Below are 22,749 nucleotides of genomic sequence, written 5' to 3'. Positions count from 1 at the left end.
AGGGGGTGGGTGAGCATTCACTCACCTCTCCTTCCGTTAGGGTGAGTGAATGCTCACCCCGAAGTCAAGCCGGTCCACCCCCGAGCGCCTGCTGGACGCGGCCGAGACCCTGATGCGCACCAGCGGCCTGGCCAACGCCACCACCAAGGCCATCGCCCGCGAGGCCGGCTGTTCCGAGGCGGCGCTCTACAAGTACTTCGCGAACAAGGAGGAGCTGTTCGTCCGGGTGCTGATGGAGCGCCGCCCCAACGCCGGCGCGATGATGGCGGCTCTCACCACGGACCCCGGGGAGCAGCCGGTCGAGGAGCGGCTGACCGAGATCGCCCGGTACGCCTCGCTCTTCTACGCCGACGCCATGCCCATGGCGGCCTCGCTCTTCGCGGACCCCGTCCTGCTCACCCGGCACCGCGAGGGCGTACGGAGCATCGGCGCGGGTCCGCACGTCGTGCTGGAGGCCCTCACCGGCCATCTGCTCCGCGAGCTCCGGAAGGGCCGGCTGCGCCCCGACGCCGACCCCTCGGCCGCCGCCGCGCTGCTGCTCGGCGCCTGTTTCCAGCGGGCGTTCTTCCTGCACTTCTCCGGTCCCGACACGGTTGGGCCGGTCGAGGAGTTCGCCCCCGCCGTGGCCGGGACCGTATGGGCCGCTATCCGCTGAGCTCGGCGGCGTACGGGGGTTCCGCGCCCGCCCGGGTACAGGTCAGCGCGGCGGCGCGGGCGGCGTAGGTCAGCACCTCGGGCCAGTCGACCGGACCGGAGCCGGCGGAGCCGGCCGAGCCGCCGGTCCCGCCCGAAAGCCGGTGGAGCAGGGCCGCGTTCACGGTGTCGCCCGCGCCGATCGTGTCCACCACCGTGACCGGGAGCGAGGGCGCCGAGTGCTCCTCGCCCTCCCGCGTCCACACCGTCAGCCCCCCGGCTCCCCGAGTGAGCACCACGGCAGCGGGCCCCGCCGCCAACCAGTCGCCGACGCGGCCGCCCAGCCACGCCGCGTCCTCCTGGGACAGCTTCAGGACGCCCACGTACGGCAGCCAGGACAGGAACCGGGCCCGGTAGGCCGCCGGGTCGGCGATCAGGGCCGGCCGGATGTTGGGGTCGAGCAGGGTCAGCAGCCCGCGCCCGGACTCCCGCCGGAGCAGGGCCTCGTAGGCGCTCGCCCCCGGCTCCAGCACCAGCGAGCAGGTGCCGAGCGCGAGGGCCCGTACCCCTGCCGGCAGCGCGGGCGGCAGCTGGAACAGCCGGTCGGCGGTGCCTTCGACGTAGAAGCCGTACGCCGCCGAGCCGTCCGGGGCCAGCGAGGGCACGGCCAGCGTCGTCGGCTCCGCACCCCGCTGGACCAGCGAGAGGTCCACACCGGCCGCGCGCAGCCCGGCGAGCAGCGAGGTGCCGAAGCCGTCCGCCGACACCCGGGAGCAGAAGGCGACCTCCGCGCCGAGCCGACCCAGCGCGAGCGCGGTGTTGTACGGGCCGCCGCCCGGCCGGGGCAGCAGGGCGCCCGGGGGCTCCGCGACGGGCACCAGGTCGATCAGGGCTTCTCCACCGACGACGATCACGCGGGGGAAGGTATCCCATCGGGCGGCGGTATCGTCGGGTGGGCCCGCCGGTGCCGAGCCGGGCCGGGCCCAGCCGCAGCCCCACCCTCACCCCGGGAGAACCGCATGTCCGCGCAGCAGTCGGCCGCCCGCCGTACCGTCCTCAAGGGCGCCGCCGCGATAGTCGGAGCCGCCGGCGGAGCGGTGGCGCTCACGGCCTGCTCCACCGAGACCAACAGCGGCTCGGGCTCCCCGGCGGTCCCCGCCGAGCCCGTGGAGCTGGGTGCGGCGAGCGAGGTTCCGGTGGGCGGCGCGAAGCTGTTCCGGGAGAAGAAGATCCTGGTCAGCTGTGCGGAGGCGGGCCAGTACAAGGCCTTCAGCGCCCAGTGCACCCACGCGGGCTGCGTCCTGGACAAGATCGTCGAGGGTGAGGGGAACTGCCCCTGCCACGGCAGCCGCTTCGACGTGACCACGGGCAAGGTGCTGCACGGCCCGGCCTCCAGCCCGCTGCCGGAGATCCCGGTGAAGGCCGAGGGCGGCAAGCTCGTCGCCGGCTGACGCGCCGCCGATCGCGGGCCCCCATCCCGATCCCGGGCCCTTGCCCGGCTCACGCGCCCCACTCCCGGCCCGCCCCGCCGCCGGGCTCACTCCCAGTGCCAGCCGATCCCCAGGATCCCGCGCCGCACCCCCTGTTCCACCAGGTGCACGGCCCGGTGCGGTCCGCTCGGGTTCAGGTCCGCGAGCCGTCCGCGCGGCGCGTCCGGCCCGCTGCGGCTGAAGCGGCGGCAGCGCACCGGCAGCGCGGCCTCGTCGAAGCGGACCTGGAGCACGTACTGCCCGCCCGTGTAGCTGAAGCCGCGCACGTACTCGGTGCTGCGGCCGCCGGTGCCGTCCTCGAAGCCGTAGCCGAAGACGTACGTGTCCCCGGCCCGCAGCCGGGCGTCGAAGAGCAGCTCGGCGACGACCACCTCGGCCTCGGGGTGGCGGCGGATCCGCCCGGTCCGGCAGTTCTCGTCGGCCCGCACCCGGATCCGCGCCGGATCGCAGCCCGGGTCGCCCTGGTGGACGGCGATGTACCGGTCGACCCCGTCCCGGTGGGCCCGTACGACGTGCTGCGATTCGCGGCCCAGCATCTCCCCGCCGGGTCCGATCCGCACCCGCTCGTGGTGGCCGACGGTGTGCAGGCCGCCGTCGGCGGGCAGCTCCATGCCGGCCAGCAGCGATTCCACGGTCGCGCCCACGCTGAACAGCGCCCGGTACGAACGCGCGGGCGGCCGGCCCGTCCCGGGCGCGGCGGGATCCGGCGAGGCCAGCAGCCGCAGCAGGGTGCCCCCGGGCAGCTCCAGGATCTGCTCCAGGGCCCGTACGGCCCTCAGGGACTCGGGGCGGCGGGGCCGCCGGGCACCCTGCTGCCAGTAACTGAGGCTGGTCACCCCCAGCTTGATGCCGCGGGCGGCGAGCCGGTGCTGCACCCGGTGCAGGGGGAGGCCGCGGGCGGTGAGGGCGGCGCGCAGCGCGAGGTGGAAGGGGCCTTCCCGTAGCAGGTGCGCGAGGTCCGGGGGGTCGTCCGGGAGGGATCTGTCCGAGAGGGATCCGTCCGAGGGGGTGCCGTTCGCGTTCGACCGCATGGCGGCTCCTCCTGTGAACGTTCACGCGACGCGGTGCGGACGCCCTGGCGGGTGGCGCTCCTGGTACCGGTGGGGGCAGGTGGGGCGGTGGCGGACGTTCACACTCTGGCCCCACCGTTCACACCGCGATGTCACACCGAATTGAAGCGTGTTGACCTGTTCCCGACAACTCCCTGATGCTCCTTCACAGCGTCCGGACGCGCTCCTCCACCCCCACTCCCCACCTTGGGAGGAACGCGATGCGCAACCGAAACCGGCGGCTTTCCCCGGCCGCCCTCATCACCGCCCTGCTCCTCGCCCTGCCCACCGCTGCGGCCACCGCCACCGCCACCGCCACCGCCGCCGATGCCGCCGCCGGTACGGGCACCACGACCGCCGTGAACACCGGGACCGCCGAGACCACGGGCAGCGCCGCCCTGGCCTCCAAGCGGCTGAACATCACCATGCAGGCGCAGCAGAAGACCAACTGGTGCTGGGCCGCCTCCGGCAACACCGTCGCCACCTGGTTCGGCCGCACCTACAGCCAGAACCAGTTCTGCAACGCCGCCTTCAACCGCCAGCAGGGCTACGACTGCCCCAACAACCAGGCCAATCTGGCCAATGTGCAGACCGCCCTGCGCTGGGCCGGCATCAACTCCGGCTCCTACGTGACCGGCTGGCTCCAGTACTCCACCGTCCAGTCCGAGATCAACGCCAACCGCCCGGTCGAGACCCGCATCCAGTGGGCCAACGGCGGCGGCCACATGCACGTCATCTACGGCTACGACACCGCCAGCAGCTGGGTGTACTGGGGTGACCCGTGGCCTTCCAGCGACCGCTACAACTGGGCCTCCCACGCCTGGTACGTGGACAACAGCACCTTCTCCTGGACCCACTCGCTCTACCGGATCGGGGCGTGACCTCATGAATCCTCGCCTCGCCGCGGCCGTCGTCGCCGCGACCGCCGTACTGGCCCTGGCCCCCGCCCAGGCCGCCTCCGCGGCGCCCGTGCCACAGCCCCAGAACGCCACCGCCGAGAACCGGGCCGACGCCGGGCGCGCGGCGTCGGCCCCCGACACGCTCGCCACCCTGTCCCGCTTCTTCGCCCGTGAGGGCAAGGTCTCGCCGACCTCCGCCCAGCCCCGCATCGAGGGCGGGGCGATCCCCGTGAACTACCTGTCGCCGGAGTTCGTCGCCGGGAAGGCAGGGGCCTCCGTGGCCCGGCTGGAGTTCCTCGCCAGCCAGGCCGTCTCCTCGGACGGGCAGCGGGCCGCGCTGTGGACCGCCAGGACGGAAGCGGGCTGGCAGGTGGTGAACATCGCCACGGGTGACGACGAGTTCCGCTACGCGCGGCTCGGAGCGGAGAAGCTCCCCGGCGGGACGGTCTTCCGCGAGCCGCAGATCGACGCCTGGTACGTGGCCCGGGACGAGCGGGTGCTGCCGCTCGACGAGGACGCGGTGACGGCCGTCGGCGCGCGGGGAACGAGCCTCGCGGACTACCGGACACGGGTCGTGAAGGCCTACGGGGACAAGCTGCCGGGGTCCGCCTACGGCAGGTCCGGGAAGGCCGGTGGCTTCGCCCCCACGGAAGCCACCGCCGCGTCATCCTCCGGTTCCGGGTCCGGCGTCCCGGCACCGGCGGGTGGTGCAGGCGTAGCCACCCCGGGGTCCGGCCGCCCGACGGGCGGCCGGACCCCGTAGCGCCACGGACCGGTTGTCGGCGGGCGACAGTAGGGTGGTCGTCATGGCCGACCCTTCCAGCTACCGCCCCGAGCCGGGACAGATCCCGGACTCCCCGGGGGTCTACAAGTTCCGCGACGAGCACCGCCGGGTGATCTACGTCGGGAAGGCCAAGAGCCTGCGCCAGAGGCTGGCCAGTTACTTCCAGGACCTGGCCGGGCTGCATCCCCGTACCGCCACCATGGTGACCACGGCCGCCTCCGTCGAGTGGACCGTGGTCTCCACCGAGGTCGAGGCGCTGCAGCTCGAGTACTCCTGGATCAAGGAGTTCGACCCCCGGTTCAACGTGAAGTACCGGGACGACAAGAGCTACCCCTCCCTCGCCGTCACCATGAACGAGGACTACCCGCGGGTCCAGGTCATGCGCGGCCCCAAGAAGAAGGGCGTGCGCTACTTCGGCCCGTACGGGCACGCCTGGGCCATCCGCGAGACCGTCGACCTGATGCTCCGGGTCTTCCCCGTCCGCACCTGCTCCGCCGGGGTGTTCAAGCGCTCCGCCCAGATCGGCCGCCCCTGCCTGCTCGGCTACATCGGCAAGTGCTCCGCGCCCTGCGTCGGCCGGGTCACCCCCGAGGAGCACCGCGAACTCGCCGAGGACTTCTGCGACTTCATGGCCGGCCGCACCGGCACCTACCTCAGCCGCCTCGAACAGCAGATGACCGAGGCCGCCGAGGAGATGGAGTACGAGAAGGCCGCCCGGCTGCGCGACGACATAGGGGCCCTGCGCCGGGCGATGGAGAAGAACGCGGTCGTCCTCGCCGACGCCACCGACGCCGACCTGTTCGCGGTCGCCGAGGACGAGCTCGAGGCTGCCGTGCAGATCTTCCACGTACGCGGCGGCCGGGTCCGGGGCCAGCGCGGCTGGGTCACCGACAAGGTCGAGGCCGTCGACACCGCCGGCCTGGTCGAGCACGCCCTGCAGCAGCTGTACGGGGAGGAGAAGGGCGAGGCCGTCCCCAAGGAGGTGCTGGTCCCCACGCTCCCCGAGGACACGCCCGCGCTGAGCCAGTGGCTCGCCGAGCGGCGCGGGTCCAACGTCAGCCTGCGCGTCCCGCAGCGAGGCGACAAGAAGGCGCTGATGGAGACCGTCCACCGCAACGCCCAGCAGTCCCTCGCCCTGCACAAGACCAAGCGCGCCGGCGACCTCACCACCCGCTCGCGAGCGCTGGAGGAGATCGCCGAGGCGCTGGAGCTGGACGGCGCGCCGCTGCGCATCGAGTGCTTCGACATCTCGCACCTGCAGGGCGACGACGTCGTGGCCTCGATGGTGGTCTTCGAGGACGGGCTGGCGCGCAAGGGCGAGTACCGGCGCTTCCAGATCAAGACCTTCGAGGGTCAGGACGACGTCCGCTCCATGCACGAGGTGGTCTCGCGGCGCTTCCGCCGCTACCTCCAGGAGAAGCTGAAGACGGGGGAGTGGTCCCCCGCGGACGCCGAGGGCGAAGAGGGCGAAGAGGCGCGGACGCCCGAGGACGACGGGCGGCCCAAGCGCTTCGCCTATCCTCCGCAGCTCGTCGTGGTCGACGGCGGCCAGCCGCAGGTGGCCGCCGCCAAGCGGGCCCTGGAGGAGCTGGGGATCGACGACGTGGCCGTGTGCGGCCTGGCCAAGCGGCTAGAGGAGGTCTGGCTGCCCGGGGAGGACGACCCGGTGGTGCTGCCCCGCAGCAGCGAGGGGCTGTACCTGCTCCAGCGGGTGCGTGACGAAGCCCACCGGTTCGCCATCCAGTACCAGCGCAACAAGCGGGGCAAACGCCTGAAGGCCGGCCCGCTCGACGAGGTCCCCGGGCTGGGCGAGAGCCGCAGGCTGGCCCTGGTCAAGCACTTCGGTTCGGTGAAGAAGCTCCGGCAGGCGACAATTGACCAGATCTGCGAGGTCCCGGGCATAGGCCGCAAGACGGCCGAAGCGGTGGCCGTGGCCCTCGCCCAGGCGGTTCCCGCCGGTCCCGCCGTCAATACGGCGACCGGGGAGATCATTGAGGATGAGACACCCGCACCCGCGGGAGCAGCGTCCGAACGGGGGACCGAGCAATGACCGAGCGCGAAACCCAGCACGACGGCGGAGCAGAGCATGATTCCGAGCGTGATTCGGCATCCGAGTACGACCGAGACGGAGCACAGGTGAGTACGGGCACGACAGTGGAGCCCGGAGATACCGCCGAGGCGGCCATCCCCGAGCTGGTGATCATCTCCGGAATGTCCGGGGCCGGCCGCAGTACGGCGGCCAAGTGCCTGGAGGACCTCGGCTGGTTCGTCGTGGACAACCTCCCGCCGGCGCTGATCACCACCATGGTGGAACTCGGCGCCCGCTCGCAGGGCAACGTGGCGCGCATCGCCGTCGTCGTCGACGTCCGCGGCCGCCAGTTCTTCGACGCGCTGCGCGAGTCCCTCTCCGACCTGGAGGCCCGCGGGGTCACCCGGCGCATCGTCTTCCTGGAGTCCTCGGACGACGCCCTCGTCCGCCGCTTCGAATCGGTCCGCCGCCCGCACCCGCTCCAGGGCGACGGCCGCATCGTCGACGGCATCGCCGCCGAGCGCGACCTGCTGCGCGAGCTGCGCGGCGACGCCGACCTGGTCATCGACACCTCCAGCCTGAACGTGCACGAGCTGCGCGCCAAGATGGACGCCCAGTTCGCGGGCGACGAGGAGCCCGAGCTGCGGGCCACCGTCATGTCCTTCGGCTACAAGTACGGCCTCCCCGTCGACGCCGACCTCGTCGTCGACTGCCGCTTCATCCCCAACCCGCACTGGGTCCCGGAGCTGCGCCCCTTCACCGGGCTGAACGAGGAGGTGTCGGGCTACGTCTTCAGCCAGCCCGGCGCCAAGGAGTTCCTCGACCGCTACACCGAGCTGCTCCAGCTCATCGCCACCGGCTACCGCCGCGAGGGCAAGCGGTACGTGACCATCGCGGTCGGCTGCACCGGCGGCAAGCACCGCAGCGTCGCCATGTCGGAGAAGCTCGCCGCCCGCCTCGCCTCCGAGGGAGTCGAGACCGTCGTCGTCCACAGGGACATGGGGCGCGAGTGACCGGACGGACCATGCGGCTCCGCCGCCTGCGCCGGCTCACCTCCGGCCGCGGCGAGGACGGCGAAGGCCGCACCGGCCTGCGCCGCGGCGAGGCCCCCAAGGTGGTCGCGCCCAAGGTCGTGGCGCTCGGCGGCGGCAGGGGCCTCTCGGCCTCGCTGACCGCCCTGCGCCGGATCACGGGCGAGCTGACCGCCGTCGTCACCGTCGCGGACGACGGAGGCTCCAGCGGCCGGCTGCGCGAGGAGCTGGGCGTACTGCCGCCCGGCGACCTGCGCAAGGCGCTGGCCGCGCTGTGCGGTGACGACGACTGGGGTCAGACCTGGGCACGGGTCATCCAGCACCGCTTCCAGTCCAAGGGCGACCTGCACGAGCACGCGGTCGGCAATCTGCTGATCGTCGCCCTGTGGGAGCAGCTCGGGGACCCCGTCCAGGCCCTGGACCTCGTCGGCAAGCTGCTCGGCGCCCAGGGCCGTGTCCTGCCGATGTCTGCGGTCCCCCTGGAGCTCCAGGCCCTGGTCAAGGGCCACGATCCGGCCCGCCCCGAGGACGTGGACACCGTACGGGGGCAGGCCACGGTGGCGCTGACCCCCGGCGAGGTGCTCTCCGTGCAGGTGGTGCCGGCCGATCCGCCGGCGGTGCCGGAAGCGGTCGCGGCGGTGCTCGACGCGGACTGGGTGGTGCTCGGTCCGGGGTCCTGGTTCTCGTCCGTGATTCCGCACCTGCTGGTGCCGGAACTGCTCGACGCGCTGATCGAGACGAAGGCCCGACGGGTCCTCTCGCTGAACCTCGCTCCGCAACCCGGCGAAACAGAGGGCTTCTCTCCGCAGCGTCATTTGGAGGTTTTGGCCCGACACGCCCCTAAACTCGCCCTGGACGTGGTGCTGGCCGATCAGGCCGCCGTGCCCGACCGCGAGTCCCTCGCCGATGCCGCAAAACGGTTCGGTGCCGCGGTCGAGCTGGCGCCGGTTGCCAGGCAGGACGGCTCTCCGAAGCATGATCCGGAGCTGCTCGCCGCCGCGTACGACCGTATTTTTCGGATGCATGGAAGGATCGGCCCATGGCGATGACGCCCGCGGTGAAGGATGAGATCGCCCGCCTGCCCGTCACCCGCACCTGCTGCAGGAAGGCGGAGGTCTCGGCGATTCTTCGGTTCGCGGGCGGGTTGCACCTGGTGAGCGGCCGGATCGTCATCGAGGCGGAACTGGACGCGGGGATCGCGGCCCGCCGCCTGCGCAAGGACATCCTGGAGATCTTCGGGCACTCCTCGGATCTGGTGATCATGGCTCCCGGCGGCTTGCGCCGGGGCAACCGGTACGTGGTCCGCGTGGTCGCCGGCGGTGACCAGCTGGCGCGCCAGACCGGGCTCGTGGACGGCCGCGGCCGTCCGATCCGGGGTCTTCCCCCGCAGGTGGTCTCCGGGGCCACCTGCGACGCCGAGGCGGCCTGGCGCGGGGCCTTCCTGGCCCACGGCTCGCTCACCGAGCCGGGACGCTCCTCCTCCCTGGAGGTCACCTGCCCCGGCCCGGAGGCCGCCCTGGCCCTGGTCGGCGCCGCCCGCCGGCTCTCCATCGCCGCGAAGGCCCGCGAGGTCCGCGGCGTGGACCGGGTCGTCGTACGGGACGGGGACGCCATCGGAGCCCTGCTGACCCGGCTCGGCGCCCACGACTCGGTGCTGGCCTGGGAGGAGCGGCGGATGCGGCGCGAAGTGCGCGCCACCGCCAACCGCCTCGCCAACTTCGACGACGCCAACCTGCGCCGCTCGGCGCGGGCCGCGGTGGCCGCCGGAGCCCGGGTGCAGCGTGCCCTGGAGATCCTCGCCGAGGAGGTCCCCGAGCACCTCGCGGCGGCCGGCCGGCTGCGCATGGAGCACAAGCAGGCCTCTCTGGAGGAACTGGGCGCGCTCGCCGACCCGCCGCTGACCAAGGACGCGGTCGCTGGCCGGATCCGCCGCCTGCTGGCGATGGCCGACAAGCGCGCCCAGGACCTCGGCATCCCGGGTACGGAGTCGAACCTCGACCTCAGCGACAGCGAGGAACTGGCCGACAACATGGCCGGCTGAGCCCCTCGGAAGGGGGCCCGCGCGATCACTCGTGCGGGCCTCTTTCCGTAGGCCCCATTGACATGAGCATGGACTGGTCGTGAGCCTGTCGTCCGAAGCTTTCGTGGCAGACGACAGCTTTCGTGTCAGACGACGCCCAGGGGGGCACATGAGGCACCGCGCGAGATCGATCCTCGCCGCAAGCGCACTCGTCTTCGGCACCACTTTGGCCGCACTACCCGCGGCGGCCCACGCGCAGGCCGAGGCGGCCGCGAAGTCCGCCGCCGACGAGGTACGGGTCTACGACGCCGAGATCACCAGGGAACAGGTCCCGCTCGTCCTGGCCGCGGGCCAGGACGGGCACGAGCTCTCCGAACGCGCCCCGGCCACCGGGACCGCCGAGGTCGAGCTCTTCCTCACCGGCGACCAGGCCAAGGACCTGGCGGCCAAGGGGATCAAGCTCGCCGAGCGCAAGGTCGCGGCCAAGGCCGCGGCGCGCACCCTGGCGGCCGGCGACGGCGTGTTCCGCCCGTACAGCGGCAAGGGCGGGCTGCAGGAGGAGATCCTCCGCACGGCCCAGGAGAACCCCGGCCTCACCAAGGTCGTCTCCATCGGCAAGACCGTCCAGGGCAAGGACATCCTCGCCCTCAAGGTCACCAAGAACGCCAAGAAGGCCAAGGACGGCGACAAGCCCTCCGTGCTGTACATGTCCAACCAGCACGCCCGCGAGTGGATCACCCCCGAGATGACCCGGCGGCTGATGCACCACACCCTCGACAACTACGGCAAGGATCCGCGGATCACCAAGCTGGTGGACTCCACCGAGCTGTGGTTCCTGCTCTCCGCCAACCCCGACGGCTACGACTACACCTTCGCCCCCGACGGCCAGCGGCTGTGGCGCAAGAACCTGCGCGACAACAACGGCGACGGCAAGATCACCGCCGGCGACGGCGTCGACCTCAACCGCAACTTCGCCTACAAGTGGGGCTACGACAACGAGGGCTCCTCGCCCAACCTGTCGAGCGAGACCTACCGCGGACCCAAGGCCGCCTCCGAGCCCGAGACGGTCGCCCTCGACACGTTCCAGAAGCGCATCGGCTTCGACTACGCCGTCAACTACCACTCGGCCGCCGAGCTGCTGCTCTACGGCGTGGGCTGGCAGGTGGCCACCCCGACCCCCGACGACATCGCCTACAAGGCGCTCGCCGGCACCCCGGAGAACTCGGCCGTCCCCGGCTACTACCCCCAGGTCTCCTCGGAGCTCTACACCACCAACGGCGAGGCCGACAGCCAGGCCGCCAACGCCAACGGCGTCATGATGTTCACCCCGGAGATGACCACCTGCCAGACGGCCTCCGAGAGCGACCCGAACGACCGGTGGAAGTCCGAGGACTGCGCCTCCGGCTTCAACTTCCCGGACGACGAGAAGCTCATCCAGGCGGAGTTCACCAAGAACATCCCCTTCGCGCTGTCCGTGGCCGAGAGCGCCGAGCACCCGGACCAGCCGAAGTCCTCCGTAGGCCTGACCGCCCCGGACTTCACCCTCGACCCCTTCACCACCTCCTACGCGGCCCGCGGCGAGGACCAGACGGTCTCCGTCACCGCCCGCAAGGCGCTGAAGGACAAGGAACTGAACTTCAAGGTCAACGGGGGCCGCACCCACGACGAGGACCTCAAGGCCTGGAAGGGCGGTGACGTCTACGGCGGCGACGACAACAACTGGTTCGACGAGTACCGGGCCAAGGTCGACGGCACGAAGCCCGGCGACAAGGTCGAGGTCTGGTTCACCGGCCGCGACCGCACCGGCAAGAAGGTCTCCAGCGAGCACTTCACCTACACGGTCGCCCAGCGGCCGCGCGCCGACGTCCTTGTGATCGCCGAAGAGGGCGCCCCCGCGCAGCACGCCCAGGAGTACGTGGACGCCCTGCGCGCCAACGGCAGGAGCGCGGCGGTCTGGGACGTGGCCGTCCAGGGTGTTCCGCACCACCTCGGCGTCCTCTCCCACTTCCGCACGGCCGTCCACTACACGGGGGCCAAGTCACCGGGCGGCGACACCCAGCTGGCGGTACGCGACTTCCTCAACGAGGGCGGCAAGCTGGTCGAGGCCGGTGAGCTGGCGGGCGGCAACGCCCAGGTCGGCCGCGCCGTGACCGACGACTTCAGCCAGTACTACCTCGGCGCCTACGGCCGCGCGGGCGTCACCGGCCCCACCGGCTTCACCGGCGCGGGCTCCCTGACCGGCGCCAAGGGCGCCCTCGGCAGCGCCGCGGGCAACCCGCTCGACCGCCCCGGCTCCTACACCGTCACCTCCGACACCCTGCCGGCGGCCCAGTTCCCGCAGTTCAAGAGCGCGCAGGCGGGCCAGTACGCCGGAGTCACCAACCCGTACGCCCCGTACGCCGGCGCCTCGATGGCCTCGGCCACGCACGCCGACGACGACTGGAAGCGCCTCACCCGCACCATCGACCTCACCGGGGTCAGCGCGGCCGACCAGCCGAAGCTCAAGATGGCCCTCAACTGGAACACCGAGGAGGGCTACGACCACGCGGTCCTGGAGTCCCGTACCGCGGGCGGCGACGACTGGACCACGCTCCCCGAGGCCGGCGGTCTGAGCTCCACCACCGTTCCCGAGGAGTGCGGGGCCGGGTTCCTCATCAACGACCACCCCTTCCTGCGCCACTACCTCACCCTCGAAGGCGGAGGCTGCGCCCCGCAGGGCACCAGCGGCTCCTGGAACACCTTCACCGGCTCCTCCGGCGGCTGGCAGCAGGTCTCCTTCGACCTGAGCGCGTACGCGGGCAAGAGCGTCGAGGTCTCCCTCTCCTACATCACCGACCCGGGCTCGGGCGGCCGCGGCGTGTTCGCGGACGAGGCGCGCGTATCGGTCGGCGGGACCGACCAGGCGGCCGAGGGCTTCGAGTCCTCGCTCGGTGCCTGGACCGCCCAGGGCGCACCCGCCGGAAGTCCTGATGTTCCGGGCGATTGGTCCCGGTCGGGAGAGCTGTTCAAGTCCTACGCGGCAGTCACTACGCGTAACACCGTGCTCCTGGGCTTCGGTCTGGAGCACGTGCCGGCGGCAGCCGACCGCGCCGTACTCGTCGGTAAGGCGCTGCGCTCGCTTAACCGCTGATCAGGCGCCCCGTATTCGCTCACGTTGAGTGACGGGGTCGAAAGTCCCCGAGGTCCCGTACTCGTCCCGGAGTGCGGGGCTTCGGGGCGTGTCCGAGGATGGTCGATGTCACTCCGAAGCTCACGGAGAGGTAGGGTCGTAAGCGGTCGGGGACATCCCATACAGCTCGCCGGCGGACAGGCCGGCGCACCAACGAGGAGATCGGTTCGTGACGATCCGCGTAGGCATCAACGGTTTTGGCCGAATTGGCCGCAACTACTTCCGTGCGCTCCTGGAGCAGGGAGCGGACATCGAGATCGTCGGTGTCAACGACCTGACTGACAATGCCACCCTGGTGCACCTTCTCAAGTACGACACGATCCTGGGCCGTCTCAAGGCCGAGGTCAGCCACACCGACGACACCATCACCGTCGGCGGCAACACCTTCAAGACCTTCGCCGAGCGCGACCCCGCGAACCTCCCCTGGGGCGAGCTGGGTGCCGACATCGTCATCGAGTCGACCGGCATCTTCACGAAGAAGGCCGACGCCGCCAAGCACATCGCGGCCGGCGCGAAGAAGGTCCTCATCTCGGCTCCGGCCAAGGACGAGGACATCACGATCGTGATGGGCGTCAACCAGGAGAAGTACGACGCGGCCAACCACCACGTCATCTCCAACGCCTCTTGCACCACCAACTGTGTGGCGCCGATGGCCAAGGTCCTCCTGGAGAACTTCGGCATCGTCAAGGGCATGATGACGACGGTCCACGCGTACACGAACGACCAGCGCATCCTGGACTTCCCGCACTCGGACCTGCGCCGCGCCCGCGCCGCCGCCGAGAACATCATCCCGACCACCACGGGTGCCGCCAAGGCCACCGCGCTGGTCATCCCGGAGCTGGCGGGCAAGCTCGACGGCATCGCGATGCGCGTCCCGGTCCCCACCGGTTCCGTCACCGACCTCGTCATCGAGCTCGAGCGCGAAGTCACCAAGGACGAGGTCAACTCGGCCTTCCAGAAGGCTTCCCAGGGCCAGCTCAAGGGCATCCTGGACTACACCGAGGACGCGATCGTCTCCTCCGACATCGTGAACTGGCCGTACTCCTGCACCTTCGACTCCTCCCTGACCATGGTCCAGGGCAAGAGCGTCAAGGTCATCGGCTGGTACGACAACGAGTGGGGCTACTCCAACCGCCTCGTCGACCTGACCGTGTTCGTCGGCGGCCAGCTCTAAGCACCAAGGCAGCAGGCACCACAATGTGAGCACCGGGGCTCGGGCAGCGCGACGAAGCGCTGTACGGGCCCTGTTGCTTGCCTTGTACCTCTCACCCCGCACGGATACAGGATCCGGCCGGGGAAAAGGAGTAGAAACAGCAATGAAGACGATCGACGAACTTCTCGCCGAGGGTGTGTCCGGTAAGCGGGTCTTCGTCCGCGCCGACCTCAACGTGCCGCTCGCGAACGGTGAGATCACCGATGACGGCCGCATCCGCGCCGTGCAGCCGACCATCGCGAAGCTCGCCGAGGCCGGTGCCCGTGTGGTCGTGGCCTCGCACCTGGGCCGCCCCAAGGGCGCCCCGGACCCGGCCTTCTCCCTCGCCCCGGCCGCGGCCCGCCTCGGGGAGCTGCTCGGCACGGACGTCGCGTTCGCCACCGACACCGTCGGCGCCTCCGCCAAGGAGACCGTCGCCGCCCTCGCCGACGGCTCGGTCGCCGTCATCGAGAACCTGCGCTTCAACGCCGGTGAGACCGCCAAGGACGACGCCGAGCGCGGCGCCTTCGCGGACCAGCTCGCCGAGCTCGCCGACATCTACGTCGGCGACGGCTTCGGCGCTGTCCACCGCAAGCACGCCTCGGTCTTCGACCTCCCCGCGCGCCTCCCGCACGCGGCCGGCTACCTCATCGCCACCGAGGTCGGCGTCCTGAAGAAGCTGACCGCCGAGGTCAAGCGCCCGTACGTGGTCATCCTCGGCGGCGCCAAGGTCTCCGACAAGCTCGCCGTCATCGACGAGCTGCTCGGCAAGGCCGACCGCCTGCTCATCGGCGGCGGCATGGCTTACACCTTCCTCTACGCCAAGGGCTACGAGGTCGGCATCTCCCTGCTCCAGAAGGACCAGGTGGACGTCGTCAAGGAGTACATGGAGCGCGCCGAGAAGAACGGCGTCGAGCTGGTCCTCCCGGTCGACATCCTCGCCTCCAAGGACTTCCCGGACCTGAAGACCAAGGCCCCGGCGGACTTCATCACCGTGGACGCGGACAAGATCCCCGCGGACCAGGAGGGTCTGGACATCGGTCCCAGGACCCGCGAGCTGTACGCCTCGAAGATCACCGACGCCGAGACCGTCTTCTGGAACGGTCCCGTGGGCGTCTTCGAGCACCCCGACTACGCCGGTGGCACCCGCGCGATCGCGCAGGCCCTCGTCGACAGCAGCGCCTTCACGGTCGTCGGCGGTGGCGACTCGGCCGCCGCCGTGCGCACGCTCGGGTTCGACGAGAACGCTTTCGGCCACATTTCGACCGGTGGTGGCGCCTCCCTCGAATACCTCGAGGGCAAGACGCTCCCCGGCCTCGCCGCACTGGAGGTCTGAACCGCATGACCACGCGTACCCCGCTGATGGCGGGCAACTGGAAGATGAACCTCAACCACCTCGAGGCCATCGCCCACGTCCAGAGGCTCGCCTTCGCCCTGGCCGACAAGGACTTCGACGCCGTCGAGGTCGCGGTCCTGCCGCCCTTCGTCGACCTCCGTTCGGTCCAGACCCTGGTCGACGGCGACAAGCTGAAGATCAAGTACGGCGCCCAGGACATCTCGGCGTACGACTCCGGCGCCTACACCGGCGAGATCTCCGGCCCCATGCTGTCGAAGCTGAAGTGCGCGTTCGTGGCCGTCGGCCACAGTGAGCGCCGCCAGTACCACGGCGAGACCGACGAGATCTGCAACGCCAAGGTCAAGGCCGCCTACAAGCACGGGATCACCCCGATCCTGTGCGTCGGCGAGGGCCTGGACATCCGCAAGGCCGGCCAGCAGGTCCCGTACACGCTGAGCCAGCTCGACGGCGGCCTCAAGGACGTTCCGGCCGAACAGGTCGAGTCAATCGTGATCGCGTACGAGCCCGTCTGGGCGATCGGTACCGGCGAGGTCGCCACCCCCGAGGACGCGCAGGAGGTCTGCGGTGCCATCCGCGTCCGTCTCGCGGAGCTCTACACGCAGGAGCTGGCCGACAAGGTCCGCATCCAGTACGGCGGCTCGGTCAAGTCCGGCAACATCGCCGCGATCATGGCCCAGCCCGACGTCGACGGCGCCCTGATCGGTGGCGCGGCGCTGGACGCGGACGAGTTCGTCAAGATCGTGCGGTTCCGCGACCAGTGACGGTCGTCGTGAGTATGCGGTAGGGCGGATCCGTCGTACCCTTGCGGAGGCCAGCAGGCTGAACGAGCTGCTGGCCCCCGTGCTCGTAATCGGCAATGCGGGAAAGTCCAGAAAGCCCAGAAAGTAGGAATCAGCCGTGATTTTGGGGTTCGAGATCGCCTTGGTCGTCTTCAGCGCCCTGCTGATGCTGCTCGTGCTGATGCACAAGGGCAAGGGCGGCGGTCTTTCCGACATGTTCGGCGGCGGTATGCAGTCGTCGGTCGGTGGTTCCTCGGTCGCGGAGCGCAACCTGGACCGCATCACCGTGGTGATCGGTCTGCTGTGGTTCGCATGCATCGTCGCGCTCGGTCTGCTCATGAAGTCCAGCAGCTGAAGAGTTCTGGCCATTCCGGCAGCCCGGTCGGCTCCCTCCGGCCTATCATGAGGTCCAGCGTTCTTGTCTGGAATGGGTAACTCCACTCCTGGACGGGCGTTGGGCCTTACGTAGACTTGGGCGCCCGCGACGGAATCCACTCACGCTTCGCGGCACCATCACGCAGGGAGTTACGACCGTGGCAAGTGGCAACGCGATCCGTGGTAGTCGGGTCGGAGCGGGGCCGATGGGTGAGGCCGAGCGCGGCGAGTCCGCGCCCCGCCTGCGCATCTCCTTCTGGTGCTCGAACGGGCACGAGACGCAGCCGAGCTTCGCCAGCGACGCGCAGGTGCCGGATACCTGGGACTGCCCGCGCTGCGGGTTCCCGGCCGGTCAGGACCGGGACAACCCGCCGGCGCCGCCGCGCACCGAGCCCTACAAGACGCACCTGGCGTACGTACGGGAGAGGCGCACGGACGCCGACGGCGAGGCGATCCTCGCCGAGGCGCTCGCCAAACTGCGCGGCGAGATCTGACCCGTCCCTCGTGAACAACTGATCTGACATCGGGCCCGGCCCGCGGGAGTCCTCTCTCCCGCGGGCCGGGCCGCTTTGTGTCGGTTGTGCCGCTTCCCATCCCTTAGGTTGGGGAACGGCGGGGCACGACAGGACGTAGGAAGTGGGTTGATGTCCGAGATGAACGCAGACAGCCGTACGAAGCTCAACCGGACGCCCGAGTGGCAGGCGCTCGGCAAGCACCGCGACGAGCTGGGGCAGACGCATCTGCGGGAGCTGTTCGAGGCCGCTCCGGGCCGGGGAACCGGCTACACCCTGCAGGTCGGGGACCTGCACATCGACTACTCGAAGCACCTCGTGACCGACGAGACGCTGACCCTGCTGCGCGAACTGGCCGCGGCCACCGGCGTGGCCGGGCTCCGCGAGGCCATGTTCCGCGGCGAGAAGATCAACACGACCGAGGACCGGGCGGTCCTGCACACCGCGCTGCGCGCCCCGGCCGGCGCGGTCGTCGAGGTGGACGGCGAGAACGTCGTACCCGCGGTCCACGCGGTGCTCGACAAGATGGCGGCCTTCGCCGGCCAGGTCCGGTCGGGGGAGTGGACCGGCTTCACCGGCAAGCGGATCAAGAACGTCGTCAACATCGGTATCGGCGGCTCCGACCTCGGTCCGGCGATGGCGTACGAGGCGCTGCGCGCCTTCTCCGACCGGGACCTGACCCTGCGTTTCGTGTCCAACGTGGACGGCGCCGACCTGCACGAGGCCGTGCGGGACCTGGACCCGGAGCAGACGCTCTTCATCATCGCCTCGAAGACCTTCACGACGATCGAGACCATCACCAACGCCACCTCGGCGCGCGAGTGGCTGCTCGCGGGCGTCGGCGGCGACCAGGCGGCCGTGGCACGGCACTTCGTGGCGCTGTCCACCAACAGCGAGAAGGTCGCGGACTTCGGGATCGATCCGGCCAACATGTTCGAGTTCTGGGACTGGGTCGGCGGGCGCTACTCCTTCGACTCCGCGATCGGCCTCTCGCTGATGGTGGCGATCGGCCCGGACGCCTTCCGGGAACTGCTCGGCGGCTTCCACGCGATGGACGAGCACTTCCGCACGGCGCCCGCCGAGGAGAACGCGCCGCTGCTGCTGGGCCTGCTGGGGATCTGGTACGGGGCGTTCTTCGACGCCCAGTCGCACGCGGTGCTCCCGTACAGTCACTACCTCTCCCGCTTCACCGCGTACTTGCAGCAGCTGGACATGGAGTCCAACGGCAAGTCCGTGGACCGCGAGGGCAATCCGGTGGAATGGCAGACCGGCCCGGTGGTGTGGGGCACGCCCGGCACCAACGGCCAGCACGCGTACTACCAGTTGATCCACCAGGGCACCCGGGTGATCCCGGCGGACTTCATCGGCTTCGCGCGTCCGGTCGGCGAACTGTCCCCGGCGCTGGCGGCCCAGCACGACCTGCTGATGGCGAACTTCTTCGCGCAGACGCAGGCGCTGGCCTTCGGCAAGACGGCGGACGAGGTCCGGGCGGAGGGGGTCGCGGAGCCGCTGGTCCCGCACAAGACGTTCGCGGGCAACCACCCGACGACGACGATCCTGGCCACCGAGCTCACGCCGGCGGTGCTGGGCCAGCTCATCGCGCTGTACGAGCACAAGGTGTTCGTCCAGGGAGCGGTGTGGAACATCGACTCCTTCGACCAGTGGGGCGTCGAGCTCGGGAAGGTGCTCGCCAAGCGGGTGGAGCCGGCGCTCGTCGAGGGCGCGGAGGTGGCCGGCCTGGACGCGTCGACGCGCGCGCTGGTGGCGACGTACCGCTCGCTCCGGGGCCGCTGACCGGGGAACCGTTGCGGGAACACGGCACAGGGCCCGCTCTCCGTGGGGAGGGCGGGCCCTGTCGTGCCGTGCGCGGTCGTGCCGTACGGGTCTAGGCGGAGGCCGGGGGGTACATCGCCGAAGGGAGCTTCGCCGCCGCCGCGCGGTCCAGGAGCCACAGGGTCCGGGAACGGCCGTACGCTTCGGCCGCCGGGGCCTGGACCCCGCCCGCTCCGCCCAGGGCGATCGCCACCGCTCCGGCCTTGTCCTCGCCCGCCGCGAGGAGCCAGACCTCACGGGCCGCCCGGATCGCCGGGAGGGTGAGCGAGATCCGGGTGGGCGGCGGCTTCGGCGCGCCGTGGACGCCGACGACCGTGCGCTCGGACTCGCGGGACGCCGGGTGCTCCGGGAACAGCGAGGCCACGTGGGTGTCCGGGCCGACGCCCAGCATCAGGACGTCGAAGCGGGGGACCGGCCCGTGGTCCTCGGGGCCCGAGGCCTTCTTGAGCTCGGCCGCGTAGGAGGCTGCCGCCGCGTCCACGTCGACCCCGTACGGGCCGTCGGAGGCGGGCATGGCGTGCACCCGTGCGGGATCCACCGGGACGGCGTCCAGCAGTGCCTCACGGGCCTGCACGTGGTTGCGCTCGGGGTCGTCGGCGGGCACGTACCGCTCGTCCCCCCACCACAGGTCGATCCGCGACCAGTCGATCGCGTCCCGGGCCGGGGCGGCCGCGAGTGCGGCGAGCAGGCCGTTGCCGTTGCGGCCGCCGGTGAGGACCACGGACGCGGTGCCGCGGGCCGCCTGCGCGTCCACGATCTTCGTGATGAGCCGGGCGGCCGCGGCCTGGGCCATCAGCTCCTTGTCCCGGTGGACGACCACCTGGGGAGTCGTCATGCCCATGTGCTGCCGCCTTGTCGGTAGTTCGGGGTGCGGATGCCGCTGCGCGGAGCCGGCCCCCACCCCGGCCCTTCCCGAAACCGGGCTCTGCCCGGACCCGGACCCCCCGCCGGCGTTTGCGGCGCGGGGTCCGGGGCGAGCCCCAGGAAACGGCGAAAGGGCGGGGCGGGGAGAGCTCCGCGCAGCGGTCGGGGTTACTTCGCCGCGGCCTTCTTGGCCGGCTTCGCCGGAGCCGGCTTCGTGGCAGGCGCCGGGGCCGGGGTCTCGGCCTTGACCGGGGCCTTGGCCACTGGGGGTTCCGCCGCGGCCTGCAGCCGGGCCACGCCGAACTTCAGCGAGGCCTCGTACGTGTTGTCCGGGTCCAGGCGGCGGAGCTCCTCCGCCAGGAGCTCGGCCGTGTCACGGCGCTTGAGCGCCACCGCACGATCGGGCTGTCCCGGCATGCACAGCGTGGCCAGCGCGCCGTCCGCCCGGTCCAGGACGATCTCGCCGCCCTTGGTCTCCAGGCGGACCGCGGTGAGCCCGGGGCCCGCCGAGGAGGTGCGCTTGACGGGGACCTGCAGCCGGTCCGCGAGCCACATGGCCAGCAGCTCGCAGCTCGGGTTGTCGTCCTCGCCCTCGACGGTGGCCGAGGCCACCGAGTGGGTCTGCTGGTCGAGCGCGGCCGCCAGCATGGAGCGCCACGGGGTGATCCGGGTCCAGGACAGGTCCGTGTCCCCGGGTGCGTACGCCGCCGCACGCGTGCCCAGGGCCTCGATCGGGGTCTCGGCGGAGTACGTGTCCGTGATCCGGCGCTGGCCGAGCGCCCCCAGGGGGTCGCCCGCCAGGTCCTGAGGAGCGCCCTCCGGCCACCAGACGACGACGGGCGCGTCCGGGAGGAGCAGGGGGAGAACCACCGACTGGGCATGGTTGACCAGTTCGCCGTGAAGGCGCAGCACGACCGTCTCGCCGCTGCCGGAGTCCGCCCCGACGCGGATCTCCGCGTCGAGACGGGCGTCGCGGCGGCTGCGCGGCGAGCGGCTGGCCCGCTTGATGACGACGATGATCCGCGAGGGGTGCTCGTGGGAAGCGTCGCCGGCCGACTTGAGCGCGTCGTACGCGTTCTCCTCGTCGGTCACGATCACCAGCGTGAGGACCATGCCGATGGCCGGCGTGCCGAGGTCCCGGCGTGCCTGCACCATCGCGGCATTGATCTTGCTGGAGTTGGTCTCCGTGAGGTCGATCTTCATGGCCGGCGCCAGCTCCGTCCGTCTCGTGCGAGCATCTCGTCCGCCTCGACCGGGCCCCAGGTGCCCGACGGGTACTGCGCGGGCTTGCCGTGCGTGTCCCAGTACTTCTCGATCGGGTCGAGGATGTTCCAGGACAGTTCGACCTCCTGGTGGCGCGGGAAGAGGTTCGCGTCGCCGAGGAGCACGTCGAGGATGAGCCGTTCGTAGGCCTCGGGGCTCGACTCCGTGAAGGACTCGCCGTAGGCGAAGTCCATCGTGACGTCCCGGACCTCCATGGAGGTGCCCGGAACCTTGGAGCCGAAGCGCACCGTCACACCCTCGTCCGGCTGGACCCGGATGACCAGGGCGTTCTGCCCCAGTTCCTCGGTCGCGCCCGACTCGAACGGCAGGTACGGGGCCCGCTTGAAGACGACCGCGATCTCGGTCACCCGGCGGCCCAGCCGCTTGCCGGTCCGCAGGTAGAACGGGACGCCCGCCCAGCGGCGGTTGTTGATCTCCAGGCGGATGGCCGCGTAGGTGTCGGTCTTCGACTTGGGGTCGATGCCGTCCTCTTCGAGGTACCCGACGACCTTCTCGCCGCCCTGCCAGGCCGCCGAGTACTGGCCGCGCACGGTGTGCTTGCCCAGGTCCTCGGGCAGCTCCACGGCGGTCAGCACCTTGAGCTTCTCGGCCACCAGCGCCTTCGGGTGGAAGGAGCCGGGCTCCTCCATCGCGGTCAGCGCGAGCAGCTGGAGCAGGTGGTTCTGGATGACGTCGCGGGCCGCGCCGATGCCGTCGTAGTAACCGGCCCGGCCGCCGATGCCGATGTCCTCCGCCATGGTGATCTGCACGTGGTCGACGTACGACCGGTTCCAGATCGGCTCGAACATCGTGTTGGCGAAGCGGAGCGCCAGGATGTTCTGGACGGTCTCCTTGCCCAGGTAGTGGTCGATCCGGAAGACCTCGTTGGGCGGGAAGACGTCGTGCACGAGCTGGTTGAGCTCCTGCGCACTGGTCAGGTCGTGCCCGAACGGCTTCTCGATGACCGCGCGCCGCCAGGAGCCCTCCTTCTGGTCCGCCAGCCCGTGCTTCTTGAGCTGGGCGACGACCTTGGGGAAGAACTTGGGCGGGACGGACAGGTAGAAGGCGAAGTTGCCTCCGGTGCCCTGCGCCTTGTCCAGCTCCTCGATCGTCGACTTCAGCGTCTCGAACGCCTGGTCGTCGTCGAAGTCGCCCTGGACGAAGCGGCAGCCCTGCACCAGCTGCTGCCAGACCTCTTCACGGAAGGGCGTGCGCGCGTGCTGCTTGACCGCGTCGTGGACCTCCTGCGCGAAGTCCTCGTCCTGCCACTCACGCCGGGCGAACCCGATCAGTGAGAAGCCCGGCGGCAGCAGGCCGCGGTTGGCGAGGTCGTAGACGGCAGGCATCAGCTTCTTGCGCGACAGGTCACCCGTAACGCCGAAAATGACCAGGCCGGACGGCCCCGCGATGCGCGGGAGCCGCCGGTCCTGTGCGTCACGAAGCGGGTTCGCTCCGTTTACAGACAAAGTG

The 22,749-nt window shown here is 70.9% G+C and carries 20 protein-coding genes; 15 read left to right on the top strand and 5 right to left on the bottom strand.

What is annotated here, in order from left to right; all coding sequences use genetic code 11:
- Window positions 1-49: 49 nt before the first annotated feature.
- Window positions 50-655: a TetR/AcrR family transcriptional regulator gene (locus tag OG389_RS09490; protein ID WP_328298017.1), complete on the top strand. Its 606-nt coding sequence runs from the start codon at window positions 50-52 to the stop codon at window positions 653-655.
- Here the strand turns inward: OG389_RS09490 and OG389_RS09485 are convergent.
- Entirely contained in the window at window positions 645-1,547 is a 903-nt protein-coding gene (locus tag OG389_RS09485; protein WP_328298016.1) for a carbohydrate kinase family protein, read from the bottom strand. The genes OG389_RS09490 and OG389_RS09485 overlap by 11 nt on opposite strands.
- 105 nt (window positions 1,548-1,652) lie before the next feature.
- Here OG389_RS09485 and OG389_RS09480 point away from each other — a divergent pair, with 105 nt between their 5' ends.
- Window positions 1,653-2,084 (top strand): Rieske (2Fe-2S) protein, encoded by a 432-nt coding sequence (locus OG389_RS09480; RefSeq protein WP_328298015.1) that lies wholly within the window; start codon window positions 1,653-1,655, stop codon window positions 2,082-2,084.
- Window positions 2,085-2,170: 86 nt separating this feature from the next.
- Here the strand turns inward: OG389_RS09480 and OG389_RS09475 are convergent, their stop codons facing one another.
- On the bottom strand, window positions 2,171-3,154 hold the full coding sequence (locus OG389_RS09475) for a hypothetical protein (protein ID WP_328298014.1): 984 nt from the start codon (window positions 3,152-3,154) through the stop codon (window positions 2,171-2,173).
- 239 nt (window positions 3,155-3,393) lie between these two features.
- On the opposite strand from OG389_RS09475, the gene OG389_RS09470 reads away from it, so the two are divergent.
- The 13 genes from OG389_RS09470 (at window position 3,394) to pgi (ending at window position 19,113) form a co-directional block, all read left to right on the top strand.
- Window positions 3,394-4,053: a papain-like cysteine protease family protein gene (locus tag OG389_RS09470; RefSeq protein ID WP_328298013.1), complete on the top strand. Its 660-nt coding sequence runs from the start codon at window positions 3,394-3,396 to the stop codon at window positions 4,051-4,053.
- 4 nt (window positions 4,054-4,057) lie between these two features.
- Window positions 4,058-4,834, top strand: a complete 777-nt coding sequence (locus tag OG389_RS09465) for a hypothetical protein (protein WP_328298012.1) — start codon at window positions 4,058-4,060, stop codon at window positions 4,832-4,834.
- 43 nt (window positions 4,835-4,877) lie between these two features.
- Window positions 4,878-6,905 carry an excinuclease ABC subunit UvrC gene (uvrC, locus tag OG389_RS09460; protein WP_328298011.1) on the top strand — a complete coding sequence of 676 codons (2,028 nt, stop codon included), beginning with the start codon at window positions 4,878-4,880 and terminating at the stop codon, window positions 6,903-6,905.
- Window positions 6,902-7,897 carry an RNase adapter RapZ gene (gene rapZ / locus OG389_RS09455; protein ID WP_328298010.1) on the top strand — a complete coding sequence of 332 codons (996 nt, stop codon included), beginning with the start codon at window positions 6,902-6,904 and terminating at the stop codon, window positions 7,895-7,897. Before uvrC ends, rapZ begins: the two co-directional genes overlap by 4 nt.
- On the top strand, window positions 7,894-8,964 hold the full coding sequence (locus OG389_RS09450) for a gluconeogenesis factor YvcK family protein (protein ID WP_328298009.1): 1,071 nt from the start codon (window positions 7,894-7,896) through the stop codon (window positions 8,962-8,964). The genes rapZ and OG389_RS09450 overlap by 4 nt, the downstream gene beginning before the upstream one ends.
- Window positions 8,955-9,956 (top strand): DNA-binding protein WhiA, encoded by a 1,002-nt coding sequence (gene whiA, locus OG389_RS09445; RefSeq protein WP_112449750.1) that lies wholly within the window; start codon window positions 8,955-8,957, stop codon window positions 9,954-9,956. The genes OG389_RS09450 and whiA overlap by 10 nt, the downstream gene beginning before the upstream one ends.
- A 148-nt stretch (window positions 9,957-10,104) precedes the next feature.
- Window positions 10,105-13,065 (top strand): M14 family metallopeptidase, encoded by a 2,961-nt coding sequence (locus OG389_RS09440; RefSeq protein WP_328298008.1) that lies wholly within the window; start codon window positions 10,105-10,107, stop codon window positions 13,063-13,065.
- Window positions 13,066-13,273: 208 nt separating this feature from the next.
- The gene (gene gap / locus OG389_RS09435) at window positions 13,274-14,278 is read left to right on the top strand and encodes a type I glyceraldehyde-3-phosphate dehydrogenase (RefSeq protein WP_243338363.1); all 1,005 of its coding nucleotides are present in this window, start codon (window positions 13,274-13,276) and stop codon (window positions 14,276-14,278) included.
- 142 nt (window positions 14,279-14,420) lie between these two features.
- Window positions 14,421-15,632: a phosphoglycerate kinase gene (locus OG389_RS09430; RefSeq protein WP_328298007.1), complete on the top strand. Its 1,212-nt coding sequence runs from the start codon at window positions 14,421-14,423 to the stop codon at window positions 15,630-15,632.
- Window positions 15,633-15,637: 5 nt separating this feature from the next.
- Window positions 15,638-16,414 (top strand): triose-phosphate isomerase, encoded by a 777-nt coding sequence (gene tpiA / locus OG389_RS09425; RefSeq protein WP_328298006.1) that lies wholly within the window; start codon window positions 15,638-15,640, stop codon window positions 16,412-16,414.
- 136 nt (window positions 16,415-16,550) lie between these two features.
- Entirely contained in the window at window positions 16,551-16,787 is a 237-nt protein-coding gene (gene secG, locus OG389_RS09420) for a preprotein translocase subunit SecG (protein WP_328298005.1), read from the top strand.
- A gap of 178 nt (window positions 16,788-16,965) precedes the next feature.
- Window positions 16,966-17,301, top strand: a complete 336-nt coding sequence (locus tag OG389_RS09415) for an RNA polymerase-binding protein RbpA (RefSeq protein ID WP_007263454.1) — start codon at window positions 16,966-16,968, stop codon at window positions 17,299-17,301.
- Window positions 17,302-17,460: 159 nt separating this feature from the next.
- Entirely contained in the window at window positions 17,461-19,113 is a 1,653-nt protein-coding gene (gene pgi / locus OG389_RS09410) for a glucose-6-phosphate isomerase (RefSeq protein WP_328303639.1), read from the top strand.
- A 91-nt stretch (window positions 19,114-19,204) separates the two neighbouring features.
- Here the strand turns inward: pgi and pgl are convergent, their stop codons facing one another.
- The 3 genes from pgl to zwf all read right to left on the bottom strand — a co-directional run bounded on the left by pgl (window position 19,205) and on the right by zwf (window position 22,745).
- Entirely contained in the window at window positions 19,205-19,987 is a 783-nt protein-coding gene (pgl, locus tag OG389_RS09405) for a 6-phosphogluconolactonase (RefSeq protein WP_328298004.1), read from the bottom strand.
- 197 nt (window positions 19,988-20,184) lie between these two features.
- Window positions 20,185-21,219, bottom strand: coding sequence for a glucose-6-phosphate dehydrogenase assembly protein OpcA (gene opcA / locus OG389_RS09400; protein WP_328298003.1), 1,035 nt, complete (start codon window positions 21,217-21,219; stop codon window positions 20,185-20,187).
- Entirely contained in the window at window positions 21,216-22,745 is a 1,530-nt protein-coding gene (gene zwf, locus OG389_RS09395; RefSeq protein ID WP_328298002.1) for a glucose-6-phosphate dehydrogenase, read from the bottom strand. Before zwf ends, opcA begins: the two co-directional genes overlap by 4 nt.
- Between the last annotated feature and the right edge of the window lie 4 nt (window positions 22,746-22,749).

Origin of the sequence: Streptomyces sp. NBC_00435 (genome assembly GCF_036014235.1) — a bacterium.
Lineage (GTDB): Bacteria > Actinomycetota > Actinomycetes > Streptomycetales > Streptomycetaceae > Streptomyces.
This window is presented reverse-complemented; position numbering and strand designations above follow the sequence as displayed.

Excerpts from the sequence above, each read along its gene's own strand:
- OG389_RS09490 (WP_328298017.1), top strand. The coding sequence starts at position 50 with ATGCTCACCCCGAAGTCAAGCCGGTCCACCCCCGAGCGCCTGCTGGAC.
- OG389_RS09480 (WP_328298015.1), top strand. The coding sequence starts at position 1,653 with ATGTCCGCGCAGCAGTCGGCCGCCCGCCGTACCGTCCTCAAGGGCGCC.
- OG389_RS09475 (WP_328298014.1), bottom strand. The coding sequence starts at position 3,154 with ATGCGGTCGAACGCGAACGGCACCCCCTCGGACGGATCCCTCTCGGAC.
- OG389_RS09470 (WP_328298013.1), top strand. The coding sequence starts at position 3,394 with ATGCGCAACCGAAACCGGCGGCTTTCCCCGGCCGCCCTCATCACCGCC.
- OG389_RS09465 (WP_328298012.1), top strand. The coding sequence starts at position 4,058 with ATGAATCCTCGCCTCGCCGCGGCCGTCGTCGCCGCGACCGCCGTACTG.
- uvrC (WP_328298011.1), top strand. The coding sequence starts at position 4,878 with ATGGCCGACCCTTCCAGCTACCGCCCCGAGCCGGGACAGATCCCGGAC.
- rapZ (WP_328298010.1), top strand. The coding sequence starts at position 6,902 with ATGACCGAGCGCGAAACCCAGCACGACGGCGGAGCAGAGCATGATTCC.
- whiA (WP_112449750.1), top strand. The coding sequence starts at position 8,955 with ATGGCGATGACGCCCGCGGTGAAGGATGAGATCGCCCGCCTGCCCGTC.
- OG389_RS09440 (WP_328298008.1), top strand. The coding sequence starts at position 10,105 with ATGAGGCACCGCGCGAGATCGATCCTCGCCGCAAGCGCACTCGTCTTC.
- OG389_RS09430 (WP_328298007.1), top strand. The coding sequence starts at position 14,421 with ATGAAGACGATCGACGAACTTCTCGCCGAGGGTGTGTCCGGTAAGCGG.
- tpiA (WP_328298006.1), top strand. The coding sequence starts at position 15,638 with ATGACCACGCGTACCCCGCTGATGGCGGGCAACTGGAAGATGAACCTC.
- pgi (WP_328303639.1), top strand. The coding sequence starts at position 17,461 with ATGAACGCAGACAGCCGTACGAAGCTCAACCGGACGCCCGAGTGGCAG.
- pgl (WP_328298004.1), bottom strand. The coding sequence starts at position 19,987 with ATGACGACTCCCCAGGTGGTCGTCCACCGGGACAAGGAGCTGATGGCC.
- opcA (WP_328298003.1), bottom strand. The coding sequence starts at position 21,219 with ATGAAGATCGACCTCACGGAGACCAACTCCAGCAAGATCAATGCCGCG.